Raw genomic sequence first — 13675 nt, 5'->3', positions numbered from 1 at the left:
GTTTTCGAGGGGACCGGCAAGGTCCCCTCACCCCGCGTGGGCTATCCTCTGACGGCGTAGAGCAGGAAGATGAAAAGTACGGCGATGAAGGCGCCGACCCCGGAGGGGACGGTGCCTGTCCTGAAGGCCAGTCTCACCCGGTCGGAGACGTCCGCCTGGCTGGTGTTCCCCTTGCCGAAGAGGTGGGTAAAGGGGGCCATGAGGGCCACGGCAATGGACTCGGGCGCTCCCTGGGCGAATCGGTTGACACGTCCGGTGAGCCCTTTGACAAACAGGGCGTCGCAGGTGGCGTTGATGCCGTTGAGCACCTTGTCGAAAATCACGTAGAGGACGCGCCCGGCGCCTGCATAAAACCAGTCCGTGTCCAGGAAGGTGGCCTTGGAGAGTTTTGGCAGGAGCCCCTTGGCCAGCAAAAGGAAAAAAGCCAGGGTGCCGAAGAACTGGAGCTGGAGTTGGCCGATGACGTGGGCCGCGGTGTAGGGCTCGTAGTCCGCGGCAAAGGGGAGCATGTTGTAGAGCACCTCGTGGTGGATGCCCACGTAGACGCAGCCCAGGGCGGTAAAGCCCATGGCGATGCGCATGTTCCAGGGGGCTTCAGAGGGCTTTAAGCCGGAATCCCTGTGGAAGAAGGTGAGGAAGGGCACCCGGATGCCCACATAGGCAAAGACACCCACGGCGGTGAACTGGAGGATAAACCAGGCCAGGGTGAGGTGTTCGTGGGCCGCTGCCGAGATGATCATGGACTTGCTCACAAAGGCGCAGAAGTAGGGGGTGGACATGGCCAGGCCGCCCACGATGCAGAAGGTGGCGGTCCAGGGCATGAAGCGGAAGAGGCCCCCTAAGTCGCTCAGGTTCTGTTTGCCGGTCTGGTGAATCACGGCCCCTGCGCTCATAAAGAGCAGGGACTTGTAGAGGATGTGGCAGACGGCGTGTGCCGCCACCCCGTTGATGGCAAGGTCGGTGCCGATGCCGATGCCCACGATCATGAAGCCCACCTGGTTGATGAGGCTGTAGGCCAGGACCCGTCGCATGTTGTTTTCAATGACCGCATAGCACAAGGGAATGAGCGCCATGGCAAGGCCCAAGGGGATAAGGATCTCGGTCCCGGCAAAGATGCGGGCCATGGTGTAGACGGCGCTCTTGGTGGTAAAGGAGCTTAAGAACACCGCGCCGGTCACCGTGGCTTCCGGGTAGGCGTCTTTGAGCCAGGCGTGCATGGGGTAGACCGCTGCGTTCACCGCCACGCCCACGAAGATGAACCAGGAGGCAGGTGAGGCCAGCTCGATGGCCGAAAAGGCGATGGTACCGCTCTCCTGAATCTGGAGGACGATGCCCGCCATGAGGGAGAGCCCCCCCAGGATGTGGATCATGATGTAGCGGAAGGCCGCCTTCTGGGCTTTTTCCGTGCGCCGGGCAAGGATGAGGAAGGTGGAGGCCACGGCCATGAACTCCCAGAAGACATACAGGGAGAAAAAATCACCGGCAAAGGTCACGCCCACGGCACTGCCCGCATAGATCATGGCCGAGGTGTGGGCCAGGGCGTCGTCTTCGTGCATGGCGTAGATGCTGCCGGCAAAGGCGGCGATGCAGAAGATGGTGCCGAAGACGCGGGAGAGGGCGTCGATGCGTCCGAAGACAAGCTGGTAGTCCAGAAAGGGGACTGTCCAGTGGGTGCCGTTGGGCACCGAGAGCAGGGTCACCAGGGCCAGAAGGGGCAGGACCGTCATCCAGGCGGACCTTAAGCGCCCTTTCAGGATGGGCAGGACCAGGGCCCCGGCCACCATGATCAGGGCCGGGGGGATATCTATATAAGGCATGGAAAGTGTCATTGGATCGAACATCTCCTGTAAGGATTACCTGTTATTTTCCGTTTTTCACCAGGAACGAGAGTCCCAGGGCGAGGACGGGCAGGGCCAGGCCGGAGAGGAACCCGAAGATGGGGTTGAACTCGGGCCATCCGTCGACGGTAAACGATGCGTGGGGGTGAATGAAAGCTTACTCTAGCAGGCATCCCAGAAAGATCGCGAAAATGACCATCACGGTCTTTAAGGTTTTTGGGCTGCTGAAAAGTGTGTTGTCTGACGTCATATCGTACCTCTGAACCTTAGGGCATGGGAGCGCCGATGATGGTGCTCACCGTCATTTTCGCCAGCTGCAGGAACGGCTGGGGGTAGAAGAAGAAGATCACCGAACAGGTGGCCGTGATGCACAGGGGCACCAGGCACCAGGTGGGCACCTCGTCCACCTTCTTTTCAAACATGGCCTCTTCGTCGGTGCAGAAGAAGGCCTTGTAGGAGATGGGCAGAAAGTAGGCGGCGTTTAAAAGGGAGCTGGCCAAAAGCACAAAGAGGAAAAAGATCTGGCCGGATTCCAGGGTGCCGATGACAAGGTTCCATTTGCTGATAAAGCCTCCCAGAGGAGGCAGCCCGATGACGGACAGGGACCCCAGCAGGAAGGCGGACATGGTGATGGGCATGCGCCGTCCGATGCCCACCATCTCGCTGATGTTCTTGATGCCCGAGGCGGCAAAGATGGCCCCGGCGCAGAAGAAGAGGGTGATCTTGCCGAAGGCGTGCATGGCGATGTGCAGCATGCCGCCGGTCATGCCGGACGGCGAGAGCAGGGCCACCCCCAGGATGATGTAGGAGAGCTGGCCGATGGTGGAGAAGGCCAGCCGCCGCTTCAGCCCGTCCTGTGACAGGGCGATGAGGGACGAGACGATGATGGTAAAGGAGGCCACGTAGCAGACCAGGGTGCCCAGGCCCATGTCGGCCAGCATCTTGGTGCCGAAGACCCCGGTGATGACCCGGGCCACGCAGAAGACCCCGACTTTTACCACGGCCACGGCGTGGAGCAGGGCCGAGACCGGCGTGGGCGCCACCATGGCGGCGGGCAGCCAGGAGTGAAAGGGCATGACCCCTGCCTTGGCAAAGCCAAAGACAAACATAAGCAGCAGCACGGCCATGGCCCCCTGGGAGAAGTGGCCGTTCATAAAGCCCTGGGGTGCGAATTCAAAGGTGCCGGTCTGGCTGTAGATCACCAGCATGGCCGGAAGCACCAGGCCGATGGAGGCCCCCAGAATATAGGTGATGTATTTTCTGCCCGAGCTCCTGGCCTCCCGGTCCTGGTGGTGAGTGACCAGGGGGTAGGTGGCAAAGGAGAGCATCTCGTAGAAGAGATAGAGGGTCAGAAGGTTCCCTGCAAAGGCGACCCCCAGGGTGGCGGACAGGGAGAGGGCAAAGCAGGCGTAGTAGCGGGTCTGCCCGTGCTCTTTCAAGGTCCGCATGTACCCGATGGAGTACATGGAGGTGACGATCCACAGGCTGGAGGAGACCAGGGCAAAGAGCATGCCGAAGGCGTCCACCCTGAACTCTATGGCCAGCCCGGGGAGCACCTCGGCCAGGGTGCAGGCGATCTGCCCTCCCTTTAAGACAAAGGGAAGCATGGACAGGACAATGGCGAATTTTAAGATGGCTGCGACAAAGGTCCATGCCTCACGCACGTTCTCGGACCGTGCGGAGAAGATGATGGGCACCACGAAAAAGGAGACGAGAATCGCAGCAAGGGGTTTGACTGAGTAAAGCAGTTCCATATCTATGCAATCCCTGCCGGTATGGCCAGCTGAATGAGTTTCGTGACAATGTCGCCGGTGAAAAGACCTAAAGCGATGAGTGAAAGGGCCGCAAGGATCAGGGGCACCACCATGGTGACCGGGGCCTCGCTCATGACAGGGCCGTGGTCGTGATGGCCGTGGCCTTCTGCAAAGGGCTCGAAAAAGGCGATCTCAAAGATGCGGAAGAAGAGCACCGCGTTGACCAGGCTGCTGAAGAGAAGGGCGCCCACAAAGCCCCACTGCCCGGCGTTGATGCCGCCGGTGATGAGGTACCACTTGCTGAAGAACCCGCAGGTGGGCGGAATGCCGATGACGGCCAGGGCCGCCAGGACAAAGCCCGTCATGGTAAAGGGCATCTTGCCGAAGAGCCCCTGGAGGTCTTCGAAGCGGTCGCTCCCCAACTTCCAGACGATGGCGCTCACGGCCATGAAGAGGGTCAGGGTCATGGCGGCGTCGTTGATGATATGAAGGGTGGCGCCGGTGACGCCGGAGGTGTTGCCCAGCCAGAAGCCCCCCACCATGTAGCCCACCTCGGCCACGATGATGTAGGTGAGCATCCGGGAGAGCCGTCGCTGCATCAGGGCCAGAAGGGACCCGGTGACGATGGCCGCCACCGCCAGCCAGACGATGGCCTCGGAGAGCAGGGCCCGGGAGAAGGTGAACTCCGGGGTAAAGACTGTGAGTCCCACCCTTACCATGGCGTAGATCATCACCTTGGTGGTCAGCGGCGCGATGAGCCCGGCCGAGGCCGAGGGGGCGTTGCTGTACGCGTTGGGCAGCCAGCCGTGCAAGGGGAAGAGGGCCATCTTCACAAAGAGCCCGGCCATGCAGATGATCAGGGCCAGGAAAAGGGTCCCCGAGCCTGTAAGGGTGGGCATCAGGCGGGCGATATCAGCCATGTTCAGGGTACCGGTGGCGATGTAGATGTAGCCGATGCCCAGAAGGTAAAAGGAGGCACCGATGGTGCCCATGAAGAGGTAGTTGAGGCTGGACAGCGGGGCCCGTTCCTTGCCCAGGCCGATGAGGGCGTAGCCGGTGAGGGAGCCGATCTCCAGGAGAACGTAGAGGTTGAAGGCGTCGCCTGTGGCCACGATGCCCACCATGCCGGCCAGAAAGAGAAGGTAGAGGGCCAGATAGGCGCTGAGCTTGTCGGAAAAGTCCTTCTCGATCCAGGTCTTGGCGCTGATGAGGTTCAAGAGGGCCACGGACAGGATCACCACAAGGACCGGTGCGTTAAGGTAGTCAATGACGTAGACGATGCCGATGGGGGGACGCCATCCCGCCATTTTGTAAACAATGGGGCCTGCTGCCATGATCTGGGCGCAGAGGCCGACGGAAACCGCCAGGGCCCCGGCCAGAGAGGCCACGGCCAGGGGAAAGCACCAGCGCCGGTCGATCCACCCCATGGCGGAGACGATGAGCGCCGACAGCAGCGGTATGATAATCAGGAGTGCCGGAAAATGCTGTGTCATTCTTACTGTCCTGCCTGCATGCGAATCTGGTGGTTGATGTCATCCTCTTCCAGGGTGCCGTACTGCCGAAAGATCTTGATGGCCAGGGCCAGGGCAACGCCGAGGGTGGCAACAGAGACCACGATGGCCGTGAGCATCAGGCAGTGGGGAAGGGGGTTGATGTAGTCCGCCGCATGGACGGCCGCGTGGCCCCCGCCGTGGGCGTCGCCCATGATGATGGGCAGGGTCCCCTCCTTTTTGTAAGCAATGGAGACGTAAAAGAGGATGATGGCGGTCTGGAAGATGTTCATGCCGATGATTTTTTTCACCAGGTTGTTCTTGGCGATCATGGCATAGAGACCGATCATCATGAGGATGGTGTAGATCCAGTAGTTGTATTTGGCCGCAAGGAGCGGCAACAGGTCGGTCATGGTATCAGAGCCCCTCGTCGTGTTTCCCTGCCGAGGACAGGTTGTAGTAAATCCAGATAATCACCGCCATGACGGCAAAGGCCACGCCGATCTCCACGATGAGGATGCCGTGGGAACGCGCCATCACCGCATCGACCCCCAGAAGGGGGGCCAGGGCTTCGTAGTTGAGGAAGTTGGCCCCGAACAGGAGGCACAGGGCCCCGGTGCCCGCGTAGATGAGAACGCCCAGGGAGCCGAACAGGGCCGCGATCTTCTCGGGAAAGCGCCGGATGGCGCGCCGCAGGTCGTGGCTGATGGCGTACAGGATGACGGACGCCGCCAGGAGCACCCCGCCCTGGAACCCGCCCCCGGGGCTGTAGTGGCCGTGGGCCACCACGTAGAGGGCGAAGATCTGGATAAAGGGGATCACAAGGCGGCAGGTGTTTTTGATGATGATCTGATGGGGCACGAAATGGGAGTCCAGGCGCCGGAAGACCTTGGAGTCTTCCGCCGGAAGCTTGCCCCCCTCCTTGATGTGCAGGGTCACCCCTGTGGGCAGGTGACGGTACATGCGGGTAGTCTCTTCCGGACCTTTTTTCCGGCGCAACAGAAAGAAGCAGGCCAGGCCCGCGGCAAAGACCACCGTGGTCTCGAACATCGTATCATAGCCACGGTAGTCGGCCAGGACGCTGGTGACCACGTTGGGAGCGTGGGTGTCGGCCTGTCCGTGTTCCAGGTAGTAGGGCGAAAGGTAGGTGTTCGCCGGAGAGTCTGCATCACCGAAATCGGGGAAGGCCCCGGTGTGGAAGATGATGAGCCCGCCCGTGAGGACGACGGCGATGATGGCTAAAAATCTCAATCTTTGGTCCTCCGTGTGGTGTGGAAGACGGCTGCCACGCAAAAGACGGTGCTGACGCCCGCCCCGACGGCTGCTTCGGTGAATGCCACGTCCACAGCCCCCATGACGGCCCAGGCAAGGCACATGAGAAAACTGTAGGCGCTGAAGACAATGGCGGCTCCGAGGAGGTCCTTGACGGCCAGGGCGCCGATGCCGCTGATGACCACAAGGGTGAGTATCGCCAGATCAATGGGTATCGTCATCGCTGCCTCCGTTATTCTTTTTTGTCCACGGAGCCAGTCCCGCCCGGATGCCGGCGTCCACGATGGCGTGGGTGGCGGTGGGGCTGGTGATGTAGACGAAGATGACTATGAGGATGAGTTTTATGGCCGTGAGGATGGTGGTCCCGGAGAGGCCGTGGTGGCTGAGGACAAAAAGGGCCAGGCCGCTCATGGAGAGGAGCAGGCCCATGGAGTCGATCATCCCGGCGGGATGGAGCCGGGAGTAAAAATCGGGGAATCGGATCACGCCCACGGCTCCGGCAAAAAAGAAGAAGATGCCCAGGGCGATGAGCAGAAGGCTTAAGATGGTCATAATCGTTCGTCGCTCCTTATTTCTGGGTGAGGGACTCGCCGTGGAGCCCCTTTTTCTTGTGGAAATAGCGGGCCGACGCCAGAACCGTGATGAAGTTCAGCAGGGCGTAGGCCAGGGAGATGTCCACAAACATGTCCACCCGGTCAAAGAGAAGCCCGATAATGACCAGCAGCACCGTGGTCTTGGTGCCCAGGGCGTTGATGCCGATGATGCGGTCCAGAATGGTGGGCCCTGCTATGGCGCGGTAGAGCGAGAGCAGAGAGATCAGGCAGATGGCAATGGCTGCGCAGAGAAAAAAATCAGTCATGGTCCTCTCCGAATACGGTTGCGACGCGTTTCTCCATCTCGCCGGGCAGGGGCTCGGCCGACGCGTCGTCGATGGCGTGTACCACATAATCCCCGAAGACGGAGAGGGAGACCGTGATGGTTCCGGGGGTCAGGGTGATGGAGTTGGCAAAGGTCACCAGGCCCATGTCATCGCTCATGCGGCTTCGGAACTGGATGAGCTTTGGGTTGATCTCATCAAGCAGCCTGGGATGAAAGACAAGCTTGAGGAGGTGGAGGTTTGCCAGGACAATCTCTTTGATGAGCCACGGGAGGTAGAGGAAAAAGCGCAGCCAGAGGCCGGGCATTCCCTTGAATGTGGTGGCGGTGATGAGAAGATCCGATGAGAAGAGTGAGACGATCACGCAGGAGATGACGCCAAGGGAGAGGTGGAAAATGTCGAGTTTTCCCGACAAGGCCACCCAGGTTGTCATCATGACCGCGAAGGTGACCGCAAAGGGGACCAGTCTGAAGCCGTTATCGACTTTTTTCCGGCCCGCGTGCGGCGGCGGGGTGTTCATTTGTCTTGTCACAGTTGTTACCTTCCTCAGTGTTGACACTGTCGCTGAGACAACCCGGGGGATGATCCGGGGCAGTGTCAGAAATGTCGGGCAGAAGCGCCCGCGTGTCACGGACCATGGACACGGTTGACGAACGTGTCCGCTCGTCACACCTTACGGTCGGTGCGGGTGCATCATCTATCCGGGAAGTATGTGGGGGCTCGGCCGGAAAATAATAGTGATACAGCGTAAAGTATTGGGCAGGCAGTACTCAAAGAGTGCTGTTTTATTAGCCAATGCGTGTATATTTTATTTTTCTCATAGCCCTCAACTGCTCGAAATGCACGCTGAGACCGAGTAAACCAGGGCCTTGCCAGAGGTGTGACGACCGTGGATAAATGGGTATTCTGCAAAAGATCATTTGGGGTGTCAAGAAGTTTCCGCGATTGATGAATATGTTCAATTAAATTTATGAATTAGCATTAAAAAAAACGCCGTAAGTTGCTGATAAATATACCTACCTTTTCGCCTTTGGCGCATTGTGTCGCCAAGGAACATCCCCCTTTAGTTCCCTGCCTTTTTTGGGTTTTCCTTTCCGGGAAACATGTTCATGCCTTTGGTCCTGTTCCTCCTATTGCTTGCTGTAAATGACTTTAATGAGTCTGTTCTGTTCAGTCTCATGTTGCTGATATCTTGTCTTATGTGTCAGTGTGTCTGGCGCCGGATTACCTGACTCCGGCGCCAGTATGCGTTGTTTGATTAAGGAAGTAAAACCGGCATGCCCATCATGGGCCAGACAATCAGGACAAACAGGGCGGTAACCACCATGAGGATCAGGCTCGCGATGAGTCCGTAGGAGAAAAACTCACCGGTGGTGAACTGTCCGGAGTCGTAGGCGATGGCGTTGGGGGCTGCCCCCACCAGAAGGATAAAGGGCATGCCCGCCGTGATGAGGGACGCAAATAGGATCACCTCCGGGGCCACTCCCAGGTAGGGGGCGATGACCAGGGCCACGGGCAGGGAGATGGCAATGGCCGCCACGTTCATGATGAAGTTGGTCATCACCATGACAAAAAAAGCGATGCTCATGACAAAGACGAACCAGTGGGCTTCCTTAAACAGGGTGAGCCAGTTCACCGCCATCCACTGGGCCGCCCCGGTCTCCCAGAGACAGAACCCGATGCTCATGGCACCGCCGAAAAGAAGGATGATGTTCCAGGGGATGGCCTCCAGGTCCTTGATGTCCAGGATGTTGAGGACAAAAAAGAGGATGGTGGAGACCAGGATGATGGCGGTTTTGTTGACACCGGACAGGGCCGGGATAAAGGCCCGCATGGAGAGGCAGAAGATGCAGCCGAAGATGATGATGGCCGACACCACCTCGGTGCGACTCAAGGCGCCCATCTCTTTGAGCATAAAGGCCGAACGCTCCTTGATGCCTTCGATGCGGGTCTTTTCCGGCCGGAAAAAGAGCATGATAAAGGCCCAGAGGACGAAGACCATGATCCATCCCACGGGGGCCATGTAATAGGTGAGCCCGAAAAAGGAGACCTCACGGCCCACGATGTCCCGGAAAAAGCCCACGGCCACCGCTCCCCTGGCCGCCCCCAGCAGGGTGATGATGGAACCGGCCCCGGCCACCCAGGCCATGCCGATGAAGAGGCCCTTGCCGAAGCGGGTGGGCTCGCGGTCGTCGGCATACATGGCGTGGATGGTGAGCAGCAGCGGGTACATGGTGGCGGCCACGGCCGTGTGGGCCATGATGTGGGTGAGGGCGGCCGTCACCACGAAGCTGCCCAGGTAGATCATGCTGGTGCGCTCTCCCACGATGGAGAGCATTTTGTAGGCGATGCGGCGGGTGAGTCCTGTCTTGGTGAACACCATGCCGATGACCAACGAGGCGAAGATGAAGAGGACCGACGGGTCCATGAAGTCTTTAAACGCCTTGTTGGCGGGCCGGATCATGAACATGACCTGCAGCACCCCGATGGTGAGGCTGGTGACCCCGATGGGCAGGACCTCAAAGATCCACCAGATCCCCGCCAGGAGAAAGACGGCGATGGCCCCCTTGGCCTCGGTGGTGAGGGCAAAGCGTTTGCCGTTGGGGTCGACGGCGTCGGGCCAGGCGGAGCTGTAGTAAACCAGGACAAAAAGGCCCAGCCCCAGGCCGAGAAAGAAGATGCGTTTCCAGTCAATGGGCCGTGTTTCGGCCTGAAGGGTTTCCGTTACCATAAATAAACCTCCATGCAGGGAGTCTCGAGAAGGTGGCGTCCGCCCCGAAGGGGGGCAGGGGTGGTGCGCTCAGGGCCCGTTACCAGCCTTTTTTTTCAATGATGTTGTTGATCTCCGCATCGCGGATACGGGCTTCGTGGTCGCACTTGAGCTTGTAGGCCGCCTCGAGTTTTTCGGCGATGACGCCGATGTCGCAGGGCTTCATGAGAAAATCCAGGGCCCCTGCCTTCATGCCGGTGATGGCCCGTTCCACCGTGGCCTCCCCGGTGAGCATGAGCACCGGGATGAGCGGGTGGTCGGCCTTGATGCGGACCAGGGTCTCGCAGCCGTCGAGTCCGGGCATGAGGACATCGAGGATCACCATGTCTGTGAGGCCCTCGGTGAGGATCTCCAGGGCCTCCTCCCCGGAATAGGCCACCTTGGTTTTGAAATTCCGCAGCTCCAGGCGCTTGGCCAGGGTGTTGGCGAACTCTTTTTCGTCGTCCACCACAAGTACATGGGGTGTGTAGGTCATCTTTTCTTTCTCCTCCAAATTAAGGTGTCGGCGCGGGGTGCGGTGCGTTGCCGCCATGCGCTCGTCGGTCGGCCGGGGTCTTTTCGGCGCGGTTTGCCCGGATCTTGTCGTAGGCGGCTTTCATGGTCTCGGTGAGGCGCTCGATGTCCGCGGGTTTCTGCAGGTAGGCAAAGGCCCCCATGGCAAGGCAGCGCTTGCGGTCCTCTTCGGATCCGTGGCCCGTGAGGATGATCACCTCCACGTGGGGGCGATTGGCCTTCATGTTCTTGAGCACGTCGTAGCCGTTGACGCCGGGCATCTTGAGGTCCAGGACCATGACGTCGGTCTCCTCCTTGCCGGCCATGGCCAGGGCCTCTTCCCCGCCATAGGCCACCGAGGTGGTCACCTCCCGCATGCGGAGCCGCTCGGACAGGGTCTGGACAAACTCTTTTTCATCGTCCACCAGAAGGACCCGGGGCGGGGTGGGCAGGTCGAAGTCGTACATGACGTTGGCCTTGTAGAACCCCTTGCCGATACGGGTCTCCACGGATGTCACCCCGTTGATGCGCGCGGCGTCGGCCTCCACCTTCTGCTTGAATTTTCCCAGCATGAGGACGTTTTTGTTGATGGTCACGGTCACGTGGCCGTCCCTTGCCTCGGCGGTGAGCCCTTCTCCGGTGTCGACGAGGGCCTGTTCCACCCGGGCTGCCAGGGAGAAATCCGCTGCGAGCCGAGCCCCCTCTTCGGGGTCCACCTCAATGCGGGAGAGGCTCTCGGTGATGAGGCTTAATGCCTCGGGCACCGGGGTCTTGTCCGTGGGGATGACCACGTCATACAGCTCAGGATCCCAGGCGCTCTTGCCGTGGAGGGCGCTGCACCAGAGTTGGGCCGCCTCGTCCAGGGCCTGGATCCGTGCGGTGGCATCTTTGTCCGTGATGTTGCGGGTCTCCCGGGCATTTTCGATGCGTCGTTTTTTGTCGGTGATGATGAGGGTGCGTAGCACCGGGGTGAGGGAGGCCGGGACGAGATGGCCGCTCAGACCGTGGAGGATGATGTCGCCTTCGGCCAGGAGTTCGGCCAGGGTGAGCTTGACGGCAGCCAGGCTCTTTTCACGCTCCTTGGTAAAGGTGTTGAAGGTGGGGGTCTGTCCTTTGAGGATCTTGAGGAGGGAGGCCTCTTTCAGCCCTTCGCGCTGGGCGGTGAGGGTGATGATCTCCCGGTCCGTGAATACCTTCATGCCGGTGGCGCTGCTGAGGGCGTCGACAATGGCTCCGGCTTGGCTGAAGGCGCCGTTGGTGATGGTGATGGAAGGCATATGCGGCTCCTTGCAATGTGGGTTGTTGATGAATTGGTTCAGTTAAATTGATGGATTGCAAGGGGTGTGCCATGTGTGGAATGCTTATTTATAACGGTGGGTTGTGTGGTGGGTGGGTGGGGCAGGAGATATTGATAGAAACAAAATAAAACTAAATGAAACGAACAATTTGAAACAATACGGGACGAGAAAGGGTGTGCCGGGGCAGGGCACCTGTTGTTTATGGTGGCTGTGACTGCATGCCTCAAGATGCTCTGCCGGTGGCCTGTTTAGTCGGTGGAGCCATTGGCATTTGAGGGACTTTTACGCTCTGTCTCTGACGGGTCGCTTTTTTGGAAAAAAGCTCCGCAAAAAACTTTTGTAATGCAAAAAGTGGAAATTATTTCTGCGGAGCCTGGAAAAGGCTTTCTTAAGATCTGTTTATCAAACTTTTTAAAAGTTTGGCCCCCGGCAGGGCCGCCGGAGGCAAAGAGGGGCTAACCCCGTTTCAGGGTGAGGCAAAGGGTGTGGTGGGTGCGGGAGAGGGAGCCGCCGATCTCATGGGCCAGGGCGCTGACAGCCCCGGGCAGTTCCATGGCATCGTGGCCTTGAAAGGTGAGGGCAAGGGTGGACTCGCCAAGGGTCGGGGTGATGTCTGTTTCCCGGGCCTGCTCCGGGTGGCTTGCGGCTTCCAGGAGGCGAAAGATGAGCAGCCGCAGCTTCATGGGGTCGGCCTGGACCGTGGCGGAGGGGGCGGGTGCGGTGAGTCGCCCGTGGAGCCGTCGCCGGGTGAGGCAGACCACCTCCTCCAGGGCGGCCCCGGCATCGGCAGGGCCGCCGGGACCGGGATCCGGGGCGTGGGCCAGACTGTTGAGATGGCTGAGGAGTTCCCGGCCCCGTGCTACCTGGGCCTCCACGGCGGCGATGCTCTTTTCCAGCTGTTCCGGTGGGAGTGCGCCGCTTCCCTTCAGGTGAAGCAGGTCCGACAGGAGCCCCGCGTGTTCATTGATGATGGCCAGCACGTTCATGAGGTCGTGGGTGGCTGGGGCGGTGACGGCCCCCATGAGGACCGTGGTCTCCTGGTCAGGGGTCAGGCTCATGATGCGACAACCTCCTTGAGCTTGTCCAGGAGGTCTTCGATGGCCAGGGGTTTCATGAGGTAGTCCACAGCGCCCAGGCGCATTCCTTCCATGCCCTCCCGGGTGGAGCCGTGGCCGGTGAGAAGGATCACGGGCAGGTCCGGGGCGATGTGGCGGATATGTTTCAGGGTCTCCAGGCCGTTCATACCCGGCATGAGGAGGTCCAGGATCACCACGTCAAAGGTCTCCTGGCGGATCAGGGCAAGCCCGGTGTCCCCGTCTTCGGCCGTGGCGGTTGAAAATCCCCTGATATCCAGGCGCTCGGCCAGTGTGGTGACAAACTCCCGTTCATCGTCAATCAGCAGGACATGGGTGGTCATGGGGTGGATCCTCCTTTGCGTGTGTCGGCCGGGGGCTTTTCAGGCAGCGTCACCGTAAAGGTGGTGCCCTCCCCCTGCCGGGTGTTCAGTGTGATGGTGCCCCCGAGTTTCTTGAGGATGCCGTAGGTGATGGAGAGGCCCAGGCCGGTGCCGCTGCCTTTCTTCGTGGAGAAGAAGGGGTCGAAGATGCGCTTGGCCACATCCTCGGTCATGCCGCAGCCGTTGTCCGCGACGGTGACCGTGACCCCCTTCCCTTGGGCGGGCATGGAGGCGAGCCTGACGGTGCCGCCGTCTTCCACGGCGGCAAAGGCGTTGGTGAGCAGGTTGAGAAAGACCTGCTGGAGTTGCCCCCGGTCCGAAAGAATGTCGGAAAGGGACGGGTCCAGGTCGATACTGACGTCCAGTTGGCGATAGAGGGCTTCCCGTTCCAGAAAGCCCATGACCTCTTTTAATATCTCATTGATGGA

At 59.9% G+C, this 13675-nt stretch carries 15 protein-coding genes; all 15 read right to left on the bottom strand.

Features of this window, described 5'->3' with window-relative positions:
- Positions 1-41: 41 nt before the first annotated feature.
- The 15 genes from ACOYW2_RS23405 to ACOYW2_RS23335 all read right to left on the bottom strand — a co-directional run bounded on the left by ACOYW2_RS23405 (position 42) and on the right by ACOYW2_RS23335 (position 13648).
- Positions 42-1829: a Na(+)/H(+) antiporter subunit D gene (locus ACOYW2_RS23405; RefSeq protein WP_482768169.1), complete on the bottom strand. Its 1788-nt coding sequence runs from the start codon at positions 1827-1829 to the stop codon at positions 42-44.
- Between the two features lie 275 nt (positions 1830-2104).
- On the bottom strand, positions 2105-3592 hold the full coding sequence (locus ACOYW2_RS23400; RefSeq protein WP_482768167.1) for a monovalent cation/H+ antiporter subunit D family protein: 1488 nt from the start codon (positions 3590-3592) through the stop codon (positions 2105-2107).
- 2 nt (positions 3593-3594) lie between these two features.
- Complete coding sequence (locus ACOYW2_RS23395; protein ID WP_482768166.1) at positions 3595-5085, bottom strand: proton-conducting transporter transmembrane domain-containing protein; 1491 nt, start codon at positions 5083-5085, stop codon at positions 3595-3597.
- A 2-nt stretch (positions 5086-5087) separates the two neighbouring features.
- Entirely contained in the window at positions 5088-5495 is a 408-nt protein-coding gene (locus ACOYW2_RS23390) for a cation:proton antiporter subunit C (RefSeq protein ID WP_482418300.1), read from the bottom strand.
- A gap of 4 nt (positions 5496-5499) precedes the next feature.
- On the bottom strand, positions 5500-6333 hold the full coding sequence (locus ACOYW2_RS23385) for a Na(+)/H(+) antiporter subunit B (RefSeq protein ID WP_482768165.1): 834 nt from the start codon (positions 6331-6333) through the stop codon (positions 5500-5502).
- Entirely contained in the window at positions 6330-6575 is a 246-nt protein-coding gene (locus ACOYW2_RS23380) for a Na(+)/H(+) antiporter subunit B (RefSeq protein ID WP_180137635.1), read from the bottom strand. Before ACOYW2_RS23380 ends, ACOYW2_RS23385 begins: the two co-directional genes overlap by 4 nt.
- Positions 6559-6906, bottom strand: a complete 348-nt coding sequence (gene mnhG, locus ACOYW2_RS23375; protein WP_482418298.1) for a monovalent cation/H(+) antiporter subunit G — start codon at positions 6904-6906, stop codon at positions 6559-6561. Before mnhG ends, ACOYW2_RS23380 begins: the two co-directional genes overlap by 17 nt.
- A gap of 16 nt (positions 6907-6922) precedes the next feature.
- Positions 6923-7213: an MrpF/PhaF family protein gene (locus ACOYW2_RS23370; RefSeq protein WP_180137633.1), complete on the bottom strand. Its 291-nt coding sequence runs from the start codon at positions 7211-7213 to the stop codon at positions 6923-6925.
- The gene (locus ACOYW2_RS23365) at positions 7206-7763 is read right to left on the bottom strand and encodes a Na+/H+ antiporter subunit E (protein ID WP_482418297.1); all 558 of its coding nucleotides are present in this window, start codon (positions 7761-7763) and stop codon (positions 7206-7208) included. The genes ACOYW2_RS23370 and ACOYW2_RS23365 overlap by 8 nt, the downstream gene beginning before the upstream one ends.
- A 726-nt stretch (positions 7764-8489) precedes the next feature.
- Positions 8490-9962, bottom strand: coding sequence for an SLC13 family permease (locus ACOYW2_RS23360; RefSeq protein ID WP_482418296.1), 1473 nt, complete (start codon positions 9960-9962; stop codon positions 8490-8492).
- A gap of 79 nt (positions 9963-10041) precedes the next feature.
- A complete protein-coding gene (locus ACOYW2_RS23355; protein WP_180137631.1) occupies positions 10042-10476 on the bottom strand; it encodes a response regulator in 435 nt (144 codons plus the stop codon).
- A 19-nt stretch (positions 10477-10495) separates the two neighbouring features.
- Positions 10496-11770 carry a response regulator gene (locus ACOYW2_RS23350; protein WP_482768164.1) on the bottom strand — a complete coding sequence of 425 codons (1275 nt, stop codon included), beginning with the start codon at positions 11768-11770 and terminating at the stop codon, positions 10496-10498.
- Positions 11771-12246: 476 nt separating this feature from the next.
- Positions 12247-12849: a histidine kinase gene (locus ACOYW2_RS23345; RefSeq protein WP_482768163.1), complete on the bottom strand. Its 603-nt coding sequence runs from the start codon at positions 12847-12849 to the stop codon at positions 12247-12249.
- Positions 12846-13208, bottom strand: a complete 363-nt coding sequence (locus tag ACOYW2_RS23340; RefSeq protein WP_482418293.1) for a response regulator — start codon at positions 13206-13208, stop codon at positions 12846-12848. Before ACOYW2_RS23340 ends, ACOYW2_RS23345 begins: the two co-directional genes overlap by 4 nt.
- Positions 13205-13648 (bottom strand): sensor histidine kinase, encoded by a 444-nt coding sequence (locus tag ACOYW2_RS23335; protein ID WP_482771076.1) that lies wholly within the window; start codon positions 13646-13648, stop codon positions 13205-13207. The genes ACOYW2_RS23340 and ACOYW2_RS23335 overlap by 4 nt, the downstream gene beginning before the upstream one ends.
- Between the last annotated feature and the right edge of the window lie 27 nt (positions 13649-13675).

The organism is Desulfoluna sp. CLI2B (assembly GCF_056847375.1).
Note: the sequence above shows the minus strand (reverse complement) of the source record. Positions and strands in the feature narration are given on the sequence as shown.

Bases quoted from the DNA above. Each gene is read 5' to 3' on its own strand.
- ACOYW2_RS23370 (WP_180137633.1), bottom strand. From the start codon at position 7,213: ATGACTGATTTTTTTCTCTGCGCAGCCATTGCCATCTGCCTGATCTCT.
- ACOYW2_RS23345 (WP_482768163.1), bottom strand. From the start codon at position 12,849: ATGAGCCTGACCCCTGACCAGGAGACCACGGTCCTCATGGGGGCCGTC.
- ACOYW2_RS23405 (WP_482768169.1), bottom strand. From the start codon at position 1,829: ATGACACTTTCCATGCCTTATATAGATATCCCCCCGGCCCTGATCATG.
- ACOYW2_RS23395 (WP_482768166.1), bottom strand. From the start codon at position 5,085: ATGACACAGCATTTTCCGGCACTCCTGATTATCATACCGCTGCTGTCG.
- ACOYW2_RS23400 (WP_482768167.1), bottom strand. From the start codon at position 3,592: ATGGAACTGCTTTACTCAGTCAAACCCCTTGCTGCGATTCTCGTCTCC.
- ACOYW2_RS23350 (WP_482768164.1), bottom strand. From the start codon at position 11,770: ATGCCTTCCATCACCATCACCAACGGCGCCTTCAGCCAAGCCGGAGCC.
- ACOYW2_RS23355 (WP_180137631.1), bottom strand. From the start codon at position 10,476: ATGACCTACACACCCCATGTACTTGTGGTGGACGACGAAAAAGAGTTC.
- ACOYW2_RS23340 (WP_482418293.1), bottom strand. From the start codon at position 13,208: ATGACCACCCATGTCCTGCTGATTGACGATGAACGGGAGTTTGTCACC.
- ACOYW2_RS23360 (WP_482418296.1), bottom strand. From the start codon at position 9,962: ATGGTAACGGAAACCCTTCAGGCCGAAACACGGCCCATTGACTGGAAA.
- ACOYW2_RS23380 (WP_180137635.1), bottom strand. From the start codon at position 6,575: ATGACGATACCCATTGATCTGGCGATACTCACCCTTGTGGTCATCAGC.
- ACOYW2_RS23335 (WP_482771076.1), bottom strand. From the start codon at position 13,648: ATGGGCTTTCTGGAACGGGAAGCCCTCTATCGCCAACTGGACGTCAGT.
- ACOYW2_RS23390 (WP_482418300.1), bottom strand. From the start codon at position 5,495: ATGACCGACCTGTTGCCGCTCCTTGCGGCCAAATACAACTACTGGATC.
- mnhG (WP_482418298.1), bottom strand. From the start codon at position 6,906: ATGACCATCTTAAGCCTTCTGCTCATCGCCCTGGGCATCTTCTTCTTT.